The sequence below is a fragment of the Nitrosospira sp. Nsp1 genome (assembly GCF_900100985.1).
Classification (GTDB): Bacteria; Pseudomonadota; Gammaproteobacteria; order Burkholderiales; family Nitrosomonadaceae; genus Nitrosospira.
This window is the reverse complement of record NZ_FMUF01000012.1, coordinates 83,803-101,724: the sequence shown is the minus strand read 5'-3', so window position 1 is coordinate 101,724 and position 17,922 is coordinate 83,803. Positions and strand designations below refer to the sequence as shown.

The window sequence follows — 17,922 nt, the reverse complement described above, 5'->3', positions numbered from 1 at the left end:
GCTCCAGCCGCATCCGGAAAAGATCATCACAACCACTGCGTTCTTGCTTCTTTGGTTTCATCTCAATTCACCAGAAATGAGGGGGTAACAACCCTAATTCTGGCAAATTCCACGCTTTTTGAATACCCCAGAACGTCAATATTTATGCAGGTCTGGAGGGTATTTCAGGGGCGACTACCTACGGTGCGCCGCACGCTTAGGGGAATCTGATAGCTTGTAACAGGCTTTACCGGTCGCGGGTCCGGATAGTGCAGCATTAATCAACAGCAACTTCGATTGATAGCATTTTCTTATGCAAAAATAGAAGCGGCTAACGTTTTTTCTCGAATATAAAACAGGTTTCTCCCCAATTTCTGGTGGTTTTGGATTTCACTCCAAGGCCTGCCTGTTCCATCAGATTTACCGCTTCCCGTTGCTCCTCAGGGGTTCCCAGCTCGACAATGACAGATCTCAGCGCTGGGTTTTTCAGAACATTTTCCGCACCTTTGATAATGGGAATCTCTATGCCGTCAACATCAATCTTGATATAGTTGGGGTAAGGGAATCCCCATTTTCCGCATAACTCGTCCAGCGTAACTCCAAACATTCCCTGAATATGCGCGGCAGGTTTCTTCATGTTCTTCAGGTCTTCCTTTCCGAACTGTGAGCGATTTCCTCCGCCAATAAATTTCGGGATATACAGCTTTGAAAACCCGCCCTGTCCCGATACGGCTATACCATAAGCCGTAATATTATTCTCGAGCTTGTTCAGGTAAATGTTTTTATTCAGTAAAGAATAATTGATGCACTGAGGCTCAAAGGCAAAAACCTGAATGTCATTCCCGTATTTTTTTGCAGGATATAAGGAATATTGGCCGATATTCGCGCCCAGATCAAAGAATCTCGAGCCGGGTTCAAAATTATCGAGCCAATTCAGTGTATCGGGCTCTTTAATGGAATAAGTTTTGGCGCGCTGAAGTGTCCGAAAGTTATCCACGGCGATGCGTATGGATTGACCCTTGACATTTACTTTTGTGTAACCGCCTTTTAGTCCATAAAGTGCAATAGAGAACCCGGAAAGAACATCCATGAAAAATGAAGACATATTTATTTCAGCTGCAGGCTGATTAATGAAAATAGGGATTAAGTGAATGCCGAAGAATATCTGTTTTATCCGGTTTAATCCCAAATATTTTGCGGCAGGCCAAAGCTGCGGCCGCCGAGGTAGCGTTGACTTATCTCGAACATAAGGGGATTTTCAACTCGGAAGGACGAACTCCACCTCATCTGTAGGGCAAACTCAAGTCGTCAAGGATGTCCATGTTGTAACGAGAAGCGGTTTCTGCCAACACCGGCAAGACCTCTTTAACACTTACGCCCTTTCTTGTCAAAATGCTTTTTTTGATAAACGGGAACTTGAACTCGGTAATAAGAGGCTTCCATAGATGTAAGGTCGGCTCTATCCATCTTATAGGTCTTTGATTAAAACTAATTCGAGCAAGGGCGGGTTCCAAGCCATAAAGAGCGGCCAACCGGAACCGGTGACGGAGAAGCCGGGAAAAACCAATTTCATATTTTCGGATAACGACATTCTTGAACTCCAGAATATCGACCTCTTTGAAAAAGCGAAGAAATTCTTCAGACAACACCACTTTTTTCTTGCAATACAGAAAATAAGATTGCAGATGCGGATGAAATTGAAAAGAATCGGTCATGCCAATCACATCAGCGTCGCAGTTCTCAAGTGTAGTAACGATATCGCTGATGCTGAAAAGTGGCCCTATAACGCTATCGTTGGCTAACAGAAGGCCGGCATGGTCTTTGTATCGAGCATATTTTTCCAGTCCTGTTTTCCATCCGTAAAAATCGTAGCCTTTATTCTCCCGGTTTATGATTCTTACGCAGCATCTTGAAAGTTTCTCCAGGTCTGAAACTGAAATGTCATCGCTCGAGCTGATAAATATGATGTTGAACCCGGCCAGGGCGAGCGCATCAAGGTACTGATACACGTTCTTTCTGACAATATTTTCGTAATCGTAGCTACAAAAAAGGCAAACCGGTTTAGTGTAATCCGGCGATACCAACCCTTTTTCGTTCAATCTGACCAACGGCTCCTTACGCACTTTCTCCCGCATGAGCAAATAGACAGATAAATCCCGGGCATATCTGAAGTCCTTGACTATCATCTTGATAGGCCACCTCATCGGCCAGGCGGTCCACCGATCTTTCGGCTTGTGTGAGAGCATTTTCATACGCCTCGGTCAATGAATTCTACAAGAGTTGGAACATAAAAATAGCCGCTTATATGCAAGGCATATCGAGATATCCCGAAAAATTTTTTGCTGTGCGTTCAGCGGCCTTACTGCGAAAGGGCTGCGCCTCATAAGGAAACACGATACAAACAAACTATCGATAATGATGGTATTTTGTAAAAATATGGGCGTCAGGCGGCTTATCAAGAGATAGAGATAATCGCGCTAGTATGCCTTTCAATGTTTCCAGTGTATCGGGCTTCGTCTATTTTTTTGTCATCGTGAATGCAAAGCATTCGGGGAAATCACACGGCAATACCCTTTGTGCGGTGTATCCCATACCGTGCACTAACCGATTTCAGGCCGCCAGCACATCCGTCAAATACTGTAAGTAGCACTAAATCGCGTAACAGCGGGGAAAGAAGCGGAGCACCTGCTGAGGCTAAGCGTGTAATGAGATCCATGCCGATACGCTATCACGACGGACGGTCGCAGCCCCGTCCGGTTAGCCGCTGAATTCCGCTCCTCAATGCTTCTGATATAAGCCGATCAGTTCAGAATATGCGATGACATGTCCTTCCATCGCTTTCTCCAGCTTTGCCTTGGTTGGTTGCTTCAAATCCGGCAGGACTGTGTCCAGCGCGTAGAGTTTATGGAAATACCGATGTTTTCCAATCGGCGGGCACGGCCCGCCATAGCCGGTACGCTGCCAGTCATTGAGCCCTTCCCGCGTTCCAGGTGGAAGATCCGCCGTAGCGATTGCCTCCGATAGCCCGCTGGCGCCGGGCGGAATGTTGTACAACACCCAATGCACCCAGGTTCTCTTGGGCGCGGCAGGATCAGGCGCATCGGGATCGTCCATGATTAACACCAGGCTTTGCGTGCCCTCGGGCACTTCGGTCCAGAAAAGCTCCGGCGAAGTGTCGTGGCCATCGCAAGTATGGCGCGCAGGAATTACGCCGTGAGGAGAAAAAGATGAAGATGTTATGGTCATTGACATGATAGGTTTCTCCTTTTTCTCGTTTCTTACCTTCTGGCTCATGAGTGAGGCGGTCTCGTCCGCTGCAGCCACTTGAGCCAGCAAACAGACAAGGATAATTCCCGATAAAGCAGCGAGGTGTGTGCGAAAAATAAAATGTAGCCCTCTGTTCATCGTCATGCTCGCCTGTCAGGATATTGGAATGAGCCGCCCTTGCTCTCCATCCAGCTTCGGGAGGCGTACGGTCAGCACGCCATTCTTATAGCTCGCTTCGGCGTGGTCTGCATCCGCCTTGCACGGTAAGGGTATGGTCCGTTGGAAAACGCCGTAAGCGCGCTCCGTGAAATGATACGTGCTATCGCTTGTAGTACGTTCAAAATGTTTTTCGCCTCTCAAATAAAGCATATTGCCGTCTATCGTAATATGGCAATCCTTTTTTTCCATACCGGGCATTTCTACCCGCACCATCATCTCCTTGTCCGTTTCCTCAACCTCTCCCGCCAATATGCTCCAGTTTCGAAAAGCGGGGAGTGTGCCAACTTCCGCGTGCTCTTTATCCTCCTCATCCTTACGATGCGTAAAGTGAGTCAGCGCGCCGCTACTTTGGTGAACCAGTTCGTGCCAGCCCTCTGAAATATGGTCCCAGGTTCGGCTAAGCCCGTGGCTAATGTTTTTCCTGGCATGATTCAAGGCATTCATCATCGTTATGCTCCTTCTCATTATTAGAAAAAATCGTGATAACCAGGATAAGAATGAATTGCCCGGCGCGTACCCGACCGCGCATTCGAAATCGTATTGCACCGTCTAGAGGGGTACAGGATGCGGTATCACCCGCTAGCGTCGCGTCCTCGTTTCCTTTTGCCGTTGATAATTTACCAATTTGGCAATTGCAAGTAATTCTTCCGATAGCAGTTCCAATAAGTCATCCAGTGTCAGTATGCCTACTAGCGCGCCGTTTTCATCCACGACCGGCAAACGCCTTACAGTTTTACTGCGCATGTATTGAATCGCATCGAAGATCGCCACGTCTTCTTTCACGGTGACCAACTCTTGCTCGATGATATCGCCTACGGTGATAACCGCCTGATCGAGTTCAGTCGCCATGATCTCTACAACCAGATCCCGATCGGTGACGATCCCGACTGGAACACGGACGCCATCACGCTCTTCCACAATGATCACATCACCGACGTGGTGATGGCGCATGAGCTTGGCTGCCTCCAGAATGGTTTCATCTCGTCGCAAAACAATAACATCACGGTTACAAATTTCGCCGACAGGCATAATGCTCTCCGCTTGAGTTACATATCGATATGAAGCGTTTGACCGCAGGGATGAAACCGCGCCATGGATGGTGCAGCCGGCAATAAGTCAGGCCTATTCAATCGTTGATTTCTATCGCGTCCAACTCACGCGCAACAGATATTCGTCTGGGTTATAGTGAAATTCCAGTTCGCCCTGGCAGGCATTATGTATGGCTTCGCCAATACCTCGTGCCAGATGGATATCAGTGGTTGTAATCAGCGTCACGCCATTCTTTTCTTCGATTTCCATGATACGTTCAAGCGGATGTTCGGTTCGCTCATGTTTTTCCACGTTATGTGCGAGATGCAGGATTTCCTCGCGATGAGCGAGAAAAAAATCCCCCTGCAAAGTCACAAAACCGGCGGGAAAATGATCATGAATGCGATGGCATGCAGGACAAGGTTCCTGGTGTGCATCGGCGGGAGCCTGGAGCCACTGCCAGCGTCCTTCATGGAATACTGCGCCGCATTGTGGACAAACGGTCGGTTCAGGCAGCTTATGTCTTGCCTTATAGGCATCGTGCACGCGCTCCTCAAACATGTTGTCACGACGGGAAATCGGGCGAAAGCCAGGAGACGTAGTATGAGTGCCCATGGAAAGACTCCTATATGTGAATCCATCTGCTAATGCGTCAGATGAGAATTAGAGACGACATCTGCGATAGCATTGCCACCGCCACAAACAGGCCGGCCGGTCATTGACGCAGTAGCGCGTGCGAGGGGGATGTGCTCCCATAGCGTAGTCGAGGACGCCTTCCATTCTTCCATTTGATAAGGCTGCGCCGATTCCGCAAAAGCAACAAGCGCTTCACCGCCCTGCCAGCCTTGTGCTTTACAGAAGCGAGACGTAGCTTGGCCGAATGCGCCTGAACCTACAGCTCAACCCCTGCAGCTGTTGCCATTCTTTTCGACAGAATGGGCAACAGCTGCACCGGCGAGATCGGCCCGAGGATTAATATGCTATTTAACCTCAATCCGTTTCGCGGTTTTACCCTCTTTCTTCGGCAACGTCAGTTCCAGCGTGCCGTTTTCATACTTGGCCTCGGCTTTGGTCTCATCCACATCGCTTCCCAAAGTAAAGCTCCTGTAGCTCGATCCCTGGTGGCATTCGCGACAAATGACTCTTTCGCCCTCTTTTTCCTCTTTTTCCTGCCGGGTTTCACAGCTGATGGAAACTCTATTGCCCTCTACTTGCACCTTGACATCTTCTTTCTTTATCCCCGGGATCTCTGCACGCACGGTATAGGCCGTGTCGTTTTCCTTTAAATCGATTTTGATCGTAGGGGCGGTATCCGAGTCCATGGAAAACGGTTGCATTCCAAAACCCTTGAACCAGTCATCAACGTTGTAAAACGGGTCGAAACGGGCGATATCACCGAACGGGGAACGACGAGCAATGTTTGCCATGATGCTTTCTCCTTTGAAATATAAAAATTTATCGCACTGTTACTGCTACCTCTCGGATGATCACGTAAACGAATCACGTAAACGGCTAAGCTATCAGAATGTTTTTCAGCGATTAAAAATCCTTTTCGCCATATAGCACCCCGCCTGTTTCCGCGTCAGCCTCCAACCAGTCTTGCGCTTCGTCATAAACGTAACCATCAGGTTCATGTCCCTCAACTCCGTAATAAGCCGCAGTGGAAATCACGTGATGACTTTTTCTTTGCTCGCGCTCGACCGATTCAGAAGCATCTGTTGCCATTGAGTCGGCTGGCGTCGATTTTTTGGACTGCTCAACAGCATTGCCAATAAGATTGCTGGTGACTGTCCTGATTTTATTAGTTACCAGGGCCGGTTTACTGGATGGTTTGCCTGACAAGATAGGCTCCTTGAAAAGTGATCGATCGGGCTATGCGAATGGGTATCACCCAATTGATCACATAGCCCTATCTAACAATCAAAAGAGGCAATTTTTAACACCTCGTTATGCCTGCCTCTGTGCGCTGCCTAACATTGGGCTACACAAAAGTTTGCAGAATAAACCGGCTACTATTTGCCTTCGCAGATTCCGGGACAATCCGCACCGCCGCGTTTCGGATCGCAATCGTCAGCGGGGTTATCTACGCAGGTTTTGCCACTAGGGCATGGAATTCCGGCGATTCCGCCGCATGCTTGGGGTTCGGGCTTCTTGCATTCCCCTTCATGCTCTATCGATGCTCCCGCCGCGGCTGCGGTACACGCATTCCCATAAGTCTTGCCATCGCAACCACAAACAGGGCGAAATTCCCTGGTGCAAATGGTGGGCTTGGTTTTGCACTGGCCTTGCGCGTCCGGCATCTTGCATTTGCCGATACCGAAATCGCAATACTGTTTTGCGTCAGGACAGGCTGTTCCCGCAATACCTCCACAGACTGCCGACACAGCGACATCAATCGGCTTGCATTGATCGGTGAGCTCTACATTGAGGAAGGTTCCCGCCTTGGGATGAATGGCGCGCAACTGCTTGACAAAAGCGTTGAACTGCTTTGGCGTTGCGCTAAAACCTGCTTCCGCGCAGGCGTTCAAGCCGCCTTCGATCGGAATCGGGCCGCCGGTTCTGGGGCTATAGACAGCGAAAGTATCTACGGTATCGGCAATGATCGCTTTTCCGACCAGCTTGCGGACCGATTTCAATGCGGCGTTATCCAGGGCTCCCCCAGAACTGCCGAGAGAGATATTCACGGCACGGCTTGCAGCCTCCGCACGGTCGCCGTCATTCTGGGCAATGGCGGGCAGGCTAAGCAAGGCAGCTCCGATCAGTAAAACATAAGGTAATTTCTTCATTTTTTCCTCCCATCGATAGTTAATTAAATTACATCCATTCGCCCTTCTTGTAAGCTACCGGCCTGGAACGAACGGGCCAATGGCATGATATTTTTTCGGATCCGGGCAACCTGGAACCCGGATCAAGTACTAAACAGTTTCATCGCACCGCCGAATGCAGTTCCGCCGACGGCGGGCCACGACGCCCATCAGACCTAGTCCCGCAAGCAGCATCAGATATTGCTCAGGCTCGGGTACCACTGCCACGGTGACGTCGTGGTCGTGGTAGAACACCTGGAAGGTATTGGGGCTGAACCCGTGCAGGCTGAGGGATGAGAAAGTCGTATCGGCGCGGTCATCGAAAGTCGCCACCACGAAGCTGTCACCAGCCACAGGCGCGTAGCCGAGGTTCCATAAAGCAAGGTCGCCGCCCAATGTTACGTCGCCGGTAACCGTCAGTTGGTCAAAATTATGCAGGCCAGCTAGTTCGAAGTTAACTGCGCCATTCGCTGCCTGATGCAGATTACCGTCAATGGTAAGATGGCCAATGGCGTCTCCCGGATTGATCATTCCGCTATTGACCAGTTCATTGTTGGCCGGTGTTTGAATGGTACCGTTGCCCTGTAAGGTGCCAGTGTTACCAAAACAATTGGCACCGCCGCAAGAGGATTGGAATATTCCACCAGCGCCAACATTCACCGTACCAGCGTTGGTAAATGCGTGTGCGACATTGAACACTCCGGCATTGACATTGACCGTGTTGGTATTGTTGAAGGCAACACCCCCGCCAATGGTGGTAAGAGTACCGGTCTGCTTGTTGTAAGTGCCGCTGTTGTTGAATGTTCCAACACTGACCATATGATCGTTGAAGGCGTTGGTATCGGTAAATGTTCCAGTATTGTTGAAAGTGCCATTGCTGAAAAAGAGATCGTTGTTATTGGCACCAGTATTGCCGCTCCAGGTAGTATCGCCAGCATTCACCGTGCGCCCGCCGGAAATGACCTTGGTACCATTGCCGCTAAGCTCCAACGTGCTGCTGAAGGTCGTGGTAGCCGCGCCAGCAATGGTCCCGCCAGTCCAGGTGGCAGAACCACCGATTGGAGTACTCGTACCGGCCAGCGCCCCCCCGGAAAGAAGGAACGGGGTGGTATGGCTACCACCATTGAGGTTGACTGTACCACCGCTTATTTGAAAGGTACCACCACCGCTTGTTGTTACAGTGTTCAGATTATGGGTACCGAAGTTGAAATCGAGGGTTGCACCGTCAGCAATGGCGAAGCTGCCACTGTGGGTGTCATTCCCCTGCAGGCGCAGAGTTCCAGCATTGACATTGACCGTGCCGGTGTTATTGAAGGCAACACCCCCGCCAATGGTGGTAAGAGTACCGGTCTGCTTGTTGTAAGTGCCGCTGTTGTTGAATGTTCCAACACTGACCATATGATCGTTGAAGGCGTTGGTATCGGTAAATGTTCCAGTATTGTTGAAAGTGCCATTGCTGAAAAAGAGATCGTTGTTATTGGCACCAGTATTGCCGCTCCAGGTAGTATCGCCAGCATTCACCGTGCGCCCGCCGGAAATGACCTTGGTACCATTGCCGCTAAGCTCCAACGTACTGCTGAAGGTCGTGGTAGCCGCGCCAGCAATGGTCCCGCCAGTCCAGGTACTCAGACCGCTGAGCGTAAGGTTGCCTGTACCACCAAGGATGCCACCGGACAAATTAAGTCCGGTTATCCCCGTATTGAAGGATAGAGTTGAATTGCCGCTGTTGATGATCGCTTTGTCACTGATGCCCGGCACACCTATGGGTGACCAGTTCGTATCGACACCCCAATCCCCTGTGCTGCCAAACCATGTGCGATCGACGGCAAGAACTGGCTGGATGAAGCCCGACGCAGCCAGCGCCGCAATGATCGGCAATGTCCGGAAAAGCCCGTTGGTTAATGATCCATTTTTGCTGATTTGATTTTTCTTCATATTTTTCATCGATGTCTCCTTGAATGAACACAGGACTCAGCTATTTACGATTTGTTTTTGTGCTGCCGCATAACACGACATTATTTAAAATAGATCACATTTTTTTAAAAGCAAGGAATTAAATGGGGGCGCTGGGTATAGGAGCGTTCCGCGAAAACACTACCTCAGCGGCACCTACGGCAGAGCCGCGACAGCATTGGTACGGTGCCGGCACACATCTGAGAAGCGAGCATGGAATTACGGATGGGAAAGAATTACGTTGAAACCAGCAACCTGTCGGATTTAAAAAATCGCAGCGAAGAAATGATTGGAGGAGGACAGATTTTGAGGATTTTGAAGGTCAATAGTTATTCTATTGGTCGAAAAAGCGGCAAAATATGAACCGGCCAGACACTTTTGCAGCCGATTTCCTTTAAGTCGACAGGCTGGCAAGCGTCTAAAAACCCGACGGATAGGTCTCGTCCATTTCACCGGGCCTTTTGTGAACAAATGACGGTAACGGCTGCACAGCTTCTGTTTTATCGATATGGATCATGAAATCAAATTGCCGTGGCAGGGATGAATAGAAGTAATGGCTTGCGCGCTCGGTTTCAGGCCGGTAAATTACCCCAATGGCCCGCTGCAGTTTTTTTTCTTTTAACAGGCTGACAGCTTCGTCTTCAGTTCGAAGATCAAGAAGGAAACGTTTCTTTTCGAGTCCCGAAAAAAATGCTTCGTAACTGCCGGGCAATGGGTCGCGAACAGTTTTCGTTTCGGCCGGCCCATCCCAATCCGATGCTGCGGTTACCGTGCCGCGGCTGGTCGAAAATCCGATGCGAAGCGCTCTATCTCCATATTCCTCATTAACCAACTGGCCGATATTGATCTCGCCGCGCTGCGCCATATCCGTTGCCGCAGCGTTGCCCAGATGAGAATTGTGTGCCCACACAATGATTCGCGGCTCTCGCCCTAACCGGTTTTCCAGATGAGCGGCGAGTTTTTCCAGAGTTTCAAACATATGCCGGTCTCGCAAATTCCATGTGTTGGGGCGCCCTCTGAACATTGCGCGGTAATATTCCTCGGCATTTTTTACCAATTCGGCATTCTGCTGAGCCGAAAAATATTCGTTTCCGGCAAAAGCGCCATCCTGTTCAACATAGAGGCGCGCTTTCCGTTGCAATTGCATGAGTTGAGCCATGACTTCCTGCTCGCAGGAATCCCATCTACCTGAGGCAATGGCATAGCCATACGCTTGGGGGTTGCTGATGAACTGGCCAAAGCAGCCATAGCGCGCTCGCGCGGCCGCGGCTTCTTGCGGATCGATCTTGTCCAGATAGGCCAGCACAGCCGCCATTGAGGTCGTCATACTGTACAAATCAAGACCGTAGAACCCTACGGATTCCTTTCGGCCCTTATATTTCTCGCTCCCTCGATTGTAATCGCGCAGCCACGCGACGAAGGCCAGGACCTCGGTATTACGCCACATCCACGTGGGGAATCGTTCAAAATTCGACAGAGCCGCATCGGCCTCCGTATCATCCGATGTGCCGGATACGAAGCGATTGACCCGGTAAGCGTCCGGCCAATCGGCCTCAACCGCGACGGCATCGAATCCTTCTTCTACAATGAGATGCTGGGTAATTTCGGCACGCATCCGATAAAATTCCGCCGTGCCGTGAGAGGCTTCCCCGAGCAGAATGAGTTTTTTGTTTTTTGCAGCGTAAATCAGTGGGCGATAATCGTCACCGACATCCTGCAGAGATTGCGCATGGCGTTCCAGTGTGTCGATCAAGCTGTGATGAGAATCGAGATCAGGCATATTGAATCCTCACACTGCTTTTTCCGGTTTTGTCGCGGCGCCGCCCTGACTTTTGACAGCACTTTCCAGGAGCGCCAGCACGCTCTCATCCGATGTCTGTGAAAAATCGTCATACCATTGTCCGACACCGTAAAAAGGCTCCGGTGTATACAGGCAAACAAGCTCATCCGCATCCTGCTCGACTTTTCCGCAGGTAGACGCCGCACCGACCGGCACTGCCGCGATAATCCTTGCTGCGCCAGCTTGGCGGAGGGAAGCAATTGCAGCACGCATGGTCGCCCCCGTGGCAAGGCCATCATCGATAATTATGATTGTCTTTCCTTCAATATCGGGTGACGGCCTGCCTTGACGGTAAAGCCGGTTACGCCTTTCCAGTTCCGCCTGTTCCTTTACTATTACAGCCTCAATGGTAGTCTTGTCGATATTCAAGACGTTGATGATGTCTCGATTGAGGACGCGAGTATCCTTTCCTGCTATCGCGCCCATCGCCAGTTCTTCCTGTCCCGGCACGCCCAGCTTGCGGACAAGCCACAGATCCATCGGCACAGCCAGAGTCCGGGCCACTTCATAAGCCACCGGCACGCCGCCGCGCGGAAGCGCCAGAACGAGGACGTCGGTTCTTCCAGCGTAGCCGACCAGTGCTTCCGCCAGTCTTTTTCCAGCTTCTGCCCTGTCTGCGAAATAGAGAGCGGAGCTTGCCATTTAAACCTCTTCTCTAGGAAGTCCAGAATGGGTTTGAAACCATTGCGCCGCCAGAAGGGCTGCTGCCTCGAGCGTGCCGGGCTCCTCAAACAAATGTGTTGCGTTTGGTACGATCTCCAACCTGGAGTGGCCGTTGGGGTTAAGCCGCGTAAGCGCCGATTTATTGAGTTTCAGAACCTCGGGATCGTTTTCACCGACGATAAGAAGCACGGGGACCATGACTTCAGGCAAATAATCTCCGGCCAGATCTGGTCGGCCGCCGCGGGAAACCACAGCCACGATATTTTCCGGGCGCCTTGCCGCGGCGATCAACGCAGCGCCAGCGCCTGTACTTGCCCCAAACCAGCCTATTTTTAGATGTTTCGTTTGCGGTTCACGTTGCAACCATGTGGCGATATCGATCAGCCTGTCCGCCAGCATGGGTATATCGAAACGCAAATGCCGTGTCCGCATATCGATAATTTCTTCTTCCTCCGTCAAGAGATCGGCGAGCAACGTGGCGAAGTGATACCTGTTCAGTGTTTCCGCGACATAACGGTTCCGGGTGCTATGCCGGCTGCTGCCGCTGCCATGCGCGAAGGCGACAATGGCCCTGGCATCCGGCGGTATAGTCAGGTCTGCGCTCAGCACGACGTCCCCTGCCGGGATTCGTACGGCTGTCGTCTCAGGCGCTCGGTTATGCAAGGGGCTGGTCATATTTGTCTTCCGATAACATCCTCAGAACCGCGTTAATAAAATGGATGTGCCTGATCCTGAAATAAGGAAATACGAACGCACAATGATTTTTATAGAGTATCGTTAATGATGTTTCCGTACGCTTCCGAACATAGGTTTCAATACGGGCTGGATGACGGTAGAAAATTCTTCATCGGTTTTTTCCGGAATAGGCGAGCACGACGTAAATGCCATGTTTTTAGGATAAAAAATAGCCGGAAATATTTTTGGCGGAGGCTATGATATGGATGTGGTCAAGTTTTTCCGGGATGAATATCAAACTGGCAAGGAGAAGATACCGATGAAAGCGATCTACCGGATTTACCCGGCGATAGGCGTTGCGCGTATAGGAAACAGCGAGACTGGTTATTTCCTGGGGCCGGAGTCTCCAGGGATCGCTCCCCCGGGACCCTATCGTGACGACTCGTCGCCGGGAAAAATAAAGCCGCAAGCGGTTCGATTCCGGATTTATAAATTTATCCGTGACGATTTCGGCAAGGAAGCACTCGACAGCGAGATCGTTCTGGATGAGAAGACAAAAATCAGATGGAGCATCCATCTGGTCAACCGTAAAGCAGCGGGTGGAAATTTTCCACCGGGAGGTCCGTCTTCCACTTCGCTCAGAAATGCGGAATACAGCAGAGCAGGATTAATCGCAGATGCCGGAATACAATCCATATCGGGCAAGAGCCAAGCCGGGGATCTGCTCACTGGAGAAATCAACTTCATCAAAAATGGAGATATCGAGGGAAGTGCAAAAATTGTGCTTGGGCGCGTCCTCACGGACGAACAAGGGCGGTTGATCGTTGTCGGCGGTCTAGGTAAATCAGGCTCCCCCATTGGCCGAGGTCTCGATAATTTTGCGAATAATGATGGCTGGTATGATGGCGTTTCCGATGGACCTGTAAGTGCTGTCGTAGAGGTCGAGGGTGAACCGCCCATCAGTGCGGAAGGCAGCGCATGGGTTGTTGTGGCGCCACCATCGTATGCACCCGAGATTGAAGGTGTCACGACCTGGTATGACCAGGCGCTGAATGTCGCCGTGCGAAATTTCTCTCCGCGTCTTATAAAAGATGTGCCGTCATTTACACGGGATATCTACCCGATCCTGAAGCGGACAGTATTGATTCATTGGGTAGTGGAGCAAAGGAATCGTCATCATGGAGATGCGGGAAATTTCCTCGATCCCGAGCGCCTGAGCAAGCTGGCAGACAAGACCGAGAATGGGAAGTCCGCACGTGAAACGGTCTTGAGGTGGCTGATGAAACCCAATACTCGCGTCGATCCCAATTCTCCCCCGTCCCGAGTTCCGCCCAGCATGCCGAAAGTGAACAGCGGCCTGGATCCCGACAATCCAGAGCGAGGTGAATACACCGCACTGACGGAGTATCAGTACACCATGATGGAAAAATGGTCGCAGGGCGATTTCCACGCCGACTGGGCAACCGAACCTGTACCTGTTCCGTTCGATGAATTGCCGCTGGAACAAAAACCCGATGCCCTGACGCGAGCATCATTGGAAGGCTGCATCGGTGCGCCATTTTTTCCCGGTATCGAGGTAACGTATGTCATTGCGCAGGCAGCGACCTATGAAGCACCGTTCCGGATCAAACATACGCTTCCCCCTGGCTTTCTGACTGAGCGAATGGCATTGCCCTGGCAGGCTGACTTTCTGGCTTGCGGCGAACTGTGGTGGCCGGCTCAGCGTCCTGTCGATGTCGTTACCGCCTCGGGGCAGATTCAGCCATTTTCACGCGGCATAGAAGATTACAGTGATATGGTCAGGTGGTGGTCAGAGCTGGGTTTTATCGTAAAAAAGGGCGATAGATTCGTAGAGGACGAGCGGAATCCTATAGAGGGCCAGTCCTGACCTGGTGGAGATGTCGAGCCGAGGTCGTCCTAAACCCGGTGTTTAACCGCTCATTTGTCAACCAGGCGGTATAACCGAAAAGGGTTTTTGTAGCCCGTCCAACTGCCGGATTCAGGATCATGCTTGCACCTGCTTGAAAACAGCAGGATCGAGCTGGTATCGCTGAAGCAGCTTGTAGAACTCGGTGCGATTTCGCTTGGCCAGGCGTGCTGCCTGTGTCACGTTGCCACCCGTGATCTTCAGCACGCGTACGAGATAGTCTCTTTCGAAACTTTTGCGCGCATCCTCGAAAGAAACAAGCTGTTCCTCTTCCCGGTGCATGGCGTCATACACCGATATCGCCGAGATGAGGGGCGCCGTACTCAGGGCAACACATCTTTCGATGACATTCATAAGCTGCCGCACGTTACCCGGCCAGGACGCGCTAATCAGCATCTCCATGGCTTCGGGAGAGAACCCATTGATATTTTTCTGGTATTTCCCGGAAAATGTGCTTAGAAAGTAATTTGTCAGTAATGGAATATCCTCGCGTCTCTGCGACAGGGCCGGGATCGTCAACGCCACAACGTCCAGCCTGTAATAAAGATCTTCTCGAAAGGTACCGGCAGCGATTTCAGCTTTGAGATCACGGTGCGTTGCTGAAATAATACGAACATTCACGGGCATCGCCTGCGCGGACCCGACCGGTCGCACCTGTCGCTCCTGCAGAACACGCAATAACTTGACCTGGAGCAAAAGCGGCATATCGCCAATTTCGTCCAGAAGCAGTGTCCCGCCTTCAGCCAACTGAAACAGCCCCTTATGGTCCCGGACAGCGCCGGTAAACGCGCCTTTGACGTGACCGAACAATTCCGATTCCAGTAATTGTTCCGGGATTGCCGCGCAATTTATAGCCACAAACGGATGATCGCGGCGTTTGGATGCATCGTGTATCGCGTGCGCGAATAATTCCTTACCCACCCCGCTTTCGCCGTAGATCAGCACACTTGCGTCTCCCTCCGCGACCAGTCCCGCTTTTGTAAGAAGGTCCTCCATGACAGCGCTTTGTGTAATGATATTCTTGCGCCACGCCGCCTGTGATATCTCCTGCTGCGGCAGGGTGCCGGGAACGAACCTGAGCGCCTGGCTAATGTTGGCCAGCAGGGTTTTGCTGTCAAAAGGTTTGGCCAGATAGCCGAATACACCCTGCTGAACAGCGGCAACCGCATCGGGAATGGTGCCATGCGCCGTCAGGATGATTACCGGCAACGTCGGTAATGTCCGATGGATATGCTCAAATAATGCCATGCCATCCATGCCGCTCATCTGCATATCGCTGATGACCAGTTGCGGTCGTGATACATCCAGATAATTCAGCGCAGCCTCTGCACTTTGTACCGCGTCCACTTTGTAACCCGCAGCAGTAAGCCGAATAACCAGCAACTCAAGCAGATCCGTATCGTCGTCGACGATGAGGATTTTGGGTTTGGCATCAAACATGATTTTGCATTATCTATAACTCTCTGAGAATAAGGTTTTTTTCCATATTTTTTATGGCATCGATCTGGTTTTGCAAGGTCTCGACGCGTTTTTGCTCGTCTTTGAGTTTCTGCGACAATTCTTCCACACTGTGAGTCAACCGCTGCTGCTCAGCAAGCAGGCTCGCGAGCAAATTTCTGAAACTTTGCAGATTGGTTGCCGGCTTCGAATCCCGTGGCCACTCATGAAGGAGGTAGACCGCTGAAGTGATGTCGCGAAAGGAAGTATGGGGCAGTATAAGAAGCAATACGAGTCTGGCTCGGTTCGAGTCGCTCTTGTTCTGTACGAAATTCTGTTTTACCTTGTCATATATGCGGGTAAGCTCTGCGGGCGGCTGTTTACGCAAGGATTCATAAAACTCCATCATATCATCCATTTGACCCGTGACGATCGGATCAGCTGGCATGATGGATGACTGATCTTCAGGCAAGGCCGCGCACGCGGCCACAAACATCAACATTATTGCCGGCAGGACCCGCAATTTTTGACGCATGCGATTCATAGGGATCCCTCGGGGTCACAAACGGGTATGGTGAGGCGGAAATGGGCGCCGACACCAATTTTTGGGATAAGCTCAATATTGCCGCCGTGCGCCAGCGCATACTCGCGCGCAATGGATAGCCCCAACCCTGTTCCCCTGACATGGCTGTCGAGTATCCGCCGCCCCTGGTAAAACGGCTCGAATACTTTCTCACGATCTGCTTCGTCAACGCCCAGACCAGCGTCAACAATATCCAATTGAACCATCCCGGCTGTCTTACTGGTCCAAATGCGAATACAGCCGCCTGAAGGTGAAAATTTCACCGCATTCGACAATAGATTATCGATAATTACCTTGATTTTCTGTTCATCGCAGTCGATAACCAATTCCGGGCAAGATAAGTCGATTCTCAAGCCTTTACTCATGATAATAAGATTCTGGTCCTGCAACACCGCGTCCAGAATTTTTGTCAGATTCGCCTCTTGCTTCACCAGCGCGGCTTTTTCGGCCTGGAGCGCGCTGTAGCTCAATAAATCTTCGATGCGCCGCTGGAGTTGTATACTGTTGCTATGGAGAATCCTCGCGATACGCTGCTGTTCTTCGGTCAGTTTCCCCGCCACGCCTTCCGCGAGCAAATCCGCCCCTTCACGCATGGCCGTAAGCGGTGTCTTCAGCTCATGAGAAACATGCTGCAGAAATCGCGTTTTCTGCTCTTCCAGCTTCAGCAGGCGGCGACGCATCCAGTCCAGGCGCTCACCGAAATACACCAGATCCTGAGGTCCATCCACACTTATCGGCTTGAATAGCTCACCTTGCCCCATACTACGGATGGCCTCATCGATCTGGCGGATTGGACGTGCGATCCGTACCGAAAAAAAGAATGCCAGCAGAATGGCGAATGGAATCAGGGCGAGTAGCTGCCATCCGACCGTAAAGCGCGCATACCCCGCCATGTCCTGCATTTCATCCACTTCACGCTCGATTAACGTATAGCCAACCCACGAAAAGGTCCGTGCCGAATCCCGGAGGAGCACGAAATTACCGATTAGATCGCGAAGCTTTTCCGGGGATTGTCTTACAGCCGATACTTTCTTGAAAATCGAGGCTTCCGACGTTTGCAGGTTCGTCAGCAATTGTTTCTGTTCGTCCTGCAACGACAACTCGAAAAGGCTCGCCGACATGCTCTCGAATTTGTTATGCGCGCGGAAATAACCTTCCAGCAAAGACGTATCGCCCAGGATGTAGGCTTGGCGCACAGCCCGCTCCATAGCGGCAATCTCGTCAGCCAGCGCACGGCTGCTATGGGCAATTTGCGCCGCCTGATACACGGCCTTGCGACTCTGATCCGCTAACCGGTCAATGGAAAAAGCACTGTTGATAAGCGCGATGATCAGCGGCAAGCCAACAAGTGCAAAACCGAGCAGAATCAATTTGAGGAACGATTTCGGGTCGCGCCGCAACCGGGACAAGGATCCAATGCCGCTGTCCTGCTTGGCAATTTCTACGCGAGCACTCATTTTTTTCCTTCGATGGCCCGGATCCGGAACAATTTTATTTGCGCTCGCCTCATGCTCACGTTGACAGTTTCGTTTAGAAAGCTCTACCG

18 protein-coding genes are annotated in these 17,922 nt (G+C 51.2%); 2 read left to right on the top strand and 16 right to left on the bottom strand.

The window, feature by feature from the left end:
• Positions 1-310 precede the first annotated feature (310 nt).
• The 10 genes from BLP78_RS09400 to BLP78_RS09355 form a co-directional block, all read right to left on the bottom strand.
• The gene (locus BLP78_RS09400) at positions 311-1,084 is read right to left on the bottom strand and encodes an FkbM family methyltransferase (RefSeq protein ID WP_090458665.1); all 774 of its coding nucleotides are present in this window, start codon (positions 1,082-1,084) and stop codon (positions 311-313) included.
• A gap of 178 nt (positions 1,085-1,262) precedes the next feature.
• Positions 1,263-2,165, bottom strand: a complete 903-nt coding sequence (locus BLP78_RS09395) for a rhamnan synthesis F family protein (RefSeq protein WP_256330190.1) — start codon at positions 2,163-2,165, stop codon at positions 1,263-1,265.
• A 592-nt stretch (positions 2,166-2,757) separates the two neighbouring features.
• Complete coding sequence (locus BLP78_RS09390; protein WP_090458680.1) at positions 2,758-3,231, bottom strand: YbhB/YbcL family Raf kinase inhibitor-like protein; 474 nt, start codon at positions 3,229-3,231, stop codon at positions 2,758-2,760.
• Between the two features lie 168 nt (positions 3,232-3,399).
• Positions 3,400-3,912 carry an Hsp20/alpha crystallin family protein gene (locus BLP78_RS09385; RefSeq protein WP_090458661.1) on the bottom strand — a complete coding sequence of 171 codons (513 nt, stop codon included), beginning with the start codon at positions 3,910-3,912 and terminating at the stop codon, positions 3,400-3,402.
• Between the two features lie 132 nt (positions 3,913-4,044).
• A complete protein-coding gene (locus BLP78_RS09380; protein ID WP_090458660.1) occupies positions 4,045-4,494 on the bottom strand; it encodes a CBS domain-containing protein in 450 nt (149 codons plus the stop codon).
• Positions 4,495-4,605: 111 nt separating this feature from the next.
• Positions 4,606-5,109 carry a BCAM0308 family protein gene (locus tag BLP78_RS09375; RefSeq protein WP_090458658.1) on the bottom strand — a complete coding sequence of 168 codons (504 nt, stop codon included), beginning with the start codon at positions 5,107-5,109 and terminating at the stop codon, positions 4,606-4,608.
• Between the two features lie 365 nt (positions 5,110-5,474).
• Positions 5,475-5,921, bottom strand: a complete 447-nt coding sequence (locus BLP78_RS09370; RefSeq protein WP_090458656.1) for an Hsp20/alpha crystallin family protein — start codon at positions 5,919-5,921, stop codon at positions 5,475-5,477.
• Positions 5,922-6,033: 112 nt separating this feature from the next.
• A complete protein-coding gene (locus BLP78_RS09365) occupies positions 6,034-6,336 on the bottom strand; it encodes a hypothetical protein (protein WP_090458655.1) in 303 nt (100 codons plus the stop codon).
• A gap of 170 nt (positions 6,337-6,506) precedes the next feature.
• Positions 6,507-7,280 carry a Kazal-type serine protease inhibitor domain-containing protein gene (locus tag BLP78_RS09360; RefSeq protein WP_090458653.1) on the bottom strand — a complete coding sequence of 258 codons (774 nt, stop codon included), beginning with the start codon at positions 7,278-7,280 and terminating at the stop codon, positions 6,507-6,509.
• 129 nt (positions 7,281-7,409) lie between these two features.
• Complete coding sequence (locus BLP78_RS09355; protein WP_090458652.1) at positions 7,410-9,242, bottom strand: beta strand repeat-containing protein; 1,833 nt, start codon at positions 9,240-9,242, stop codon at positions 7,410-7,412.
• Between the two features lie 234 nt (positions 9,243-9,476).
• On the opposite strand from BLP78_RS09355, the gene BLP78_RS15585 reads away from it, so the two are divergent.
• The gene (locus BLP78_RS15585) at positions 9,477-9,614 is read left to right on the top strand and encodes a hypothetical protein (protein WP_176752831.1); all 138 of its coding nucleotides are present in this window, start codon (positions 9,477-9,479) and stop codon (positions 9,612-9,614) included.
• A 55-nt stretch (positions 9,615-9,669) separates the two neighbouring features.
• Here BLP78_RS15585 and BLP78_RS09350 read toward each other — a convergent pair whose 3' ends face one another.
• Genes BLP78_RS09350 through BLP78_RS09340 form a run of 3 tightly spaced genes read right to left on the bottom strand, consistent with a single transcriptional unit; the run spans position 9,670 to position 12,429 of the window.
• Positions 9,670-11,031 carry an erythromycin esterase family protein gene (locus BLP78_RS09350; protein ID WP_090458650.1) on the bottom strand — a complete coding sequence of 454 codons (1,362 nt, stop codon included), beginning with the start codon at positions 11,029-11,031 and terminating at the stop codon, positions 9,670-9,672.
• 9 nt (positions 11,032-11,040) lie between these two features.
• Positions 11,041-11,733 carry a phosphoribosyltransferase gene (locus tag BLP78_RS09345; protein ID WP_090458649.1) on the bottom strand — a complete coding sequence of 231 codons (693 nt, stop codon included), beginning with the start codon at positions 11,731-11,733 and terminating at the stop codon, positions 11,041-11,043.
• Positions 11,734-12,429 carry a dienelactone hydrolase family protein gene (locus tag BLP78_RS09340; RefSeq protein WP_090458647.1) on the bottom strand — a complete coding sequence of 232 codons (696 nt, stop codon included), beginning with the start codon at positions 12,427-12,429 and terminating at the stop codon, positions 11,734-11,736.
• A 319-nt stretch (positions 12,430-12,748) separates the two neighbouring features.
• On the opposite strand from BLP78_RS09340, the gene BLP78_RS09335 reads away from it, so the two are divergent.
• On the top strand, positions 12,749-14,317 hold the full coding sequence (locus BLP78_RS09335; RefSeq protein ID WP_090458678.1) for a LodA/GoxA family CTQ-dependent oxidase: 1,569 nt from the start codon (positions 12,749-12,751) through the stop codon (positions 14,315-14,317).
• Between the two features lie 117 nt (positions 14,318-14,434).
• Here the strand turns inward: BLP78_RS09335 and BLP78_RS09330 are convergent, their stop codons facing one another.
• The 3 genes from BLP78_RS09330 to BLP78_RS09320 are packed head-to-tail and all read right to left on the bottom strand — an operon-like array spanning position 14,435 to position 17,833.
• Complete coding sequence (locus BLP78_RS09330) at positions 14,435-15,796, bottom strand: sigma 54-interacting transcriptional regulator (RefSeq protein ID WP_090458645.1); 1,362 nt, start codon at positions 15,794-15,796, stop codon at positions 14,435-14,437.
• Positions 15,797-15,809: 13 nt separating this feature from the next.
• Positions 15,810-16,337, bottom strand: coding sequence for a dihydrolipoamide acyltransferase (locus BLP78_RS09325; protein ID WP_090458644.1), 528 nt, complete (start codon positions 16,335-16,337; stop codon positions 15,810-15,812).
• Positions 16,334-17,833 carry a sensor histidine kinase gene (locus tag BLP78_RS09320; protein ID WP_090458642.1) on the bottom strand — a complete coding sequence of 500 codons (1,500 nt, stop codon included), beginning with the start codon at positions 17,831-17,833 and terminating at the stop codon, positions 16,334-16,336. The genes BLP78_RS09325 and BLP78_RS09320 overlap by 4 nt, the downstream gene beginning before the upstream one ends.
• Positions 17,834-17,922 lie beyond the last annotated feature (89 nt).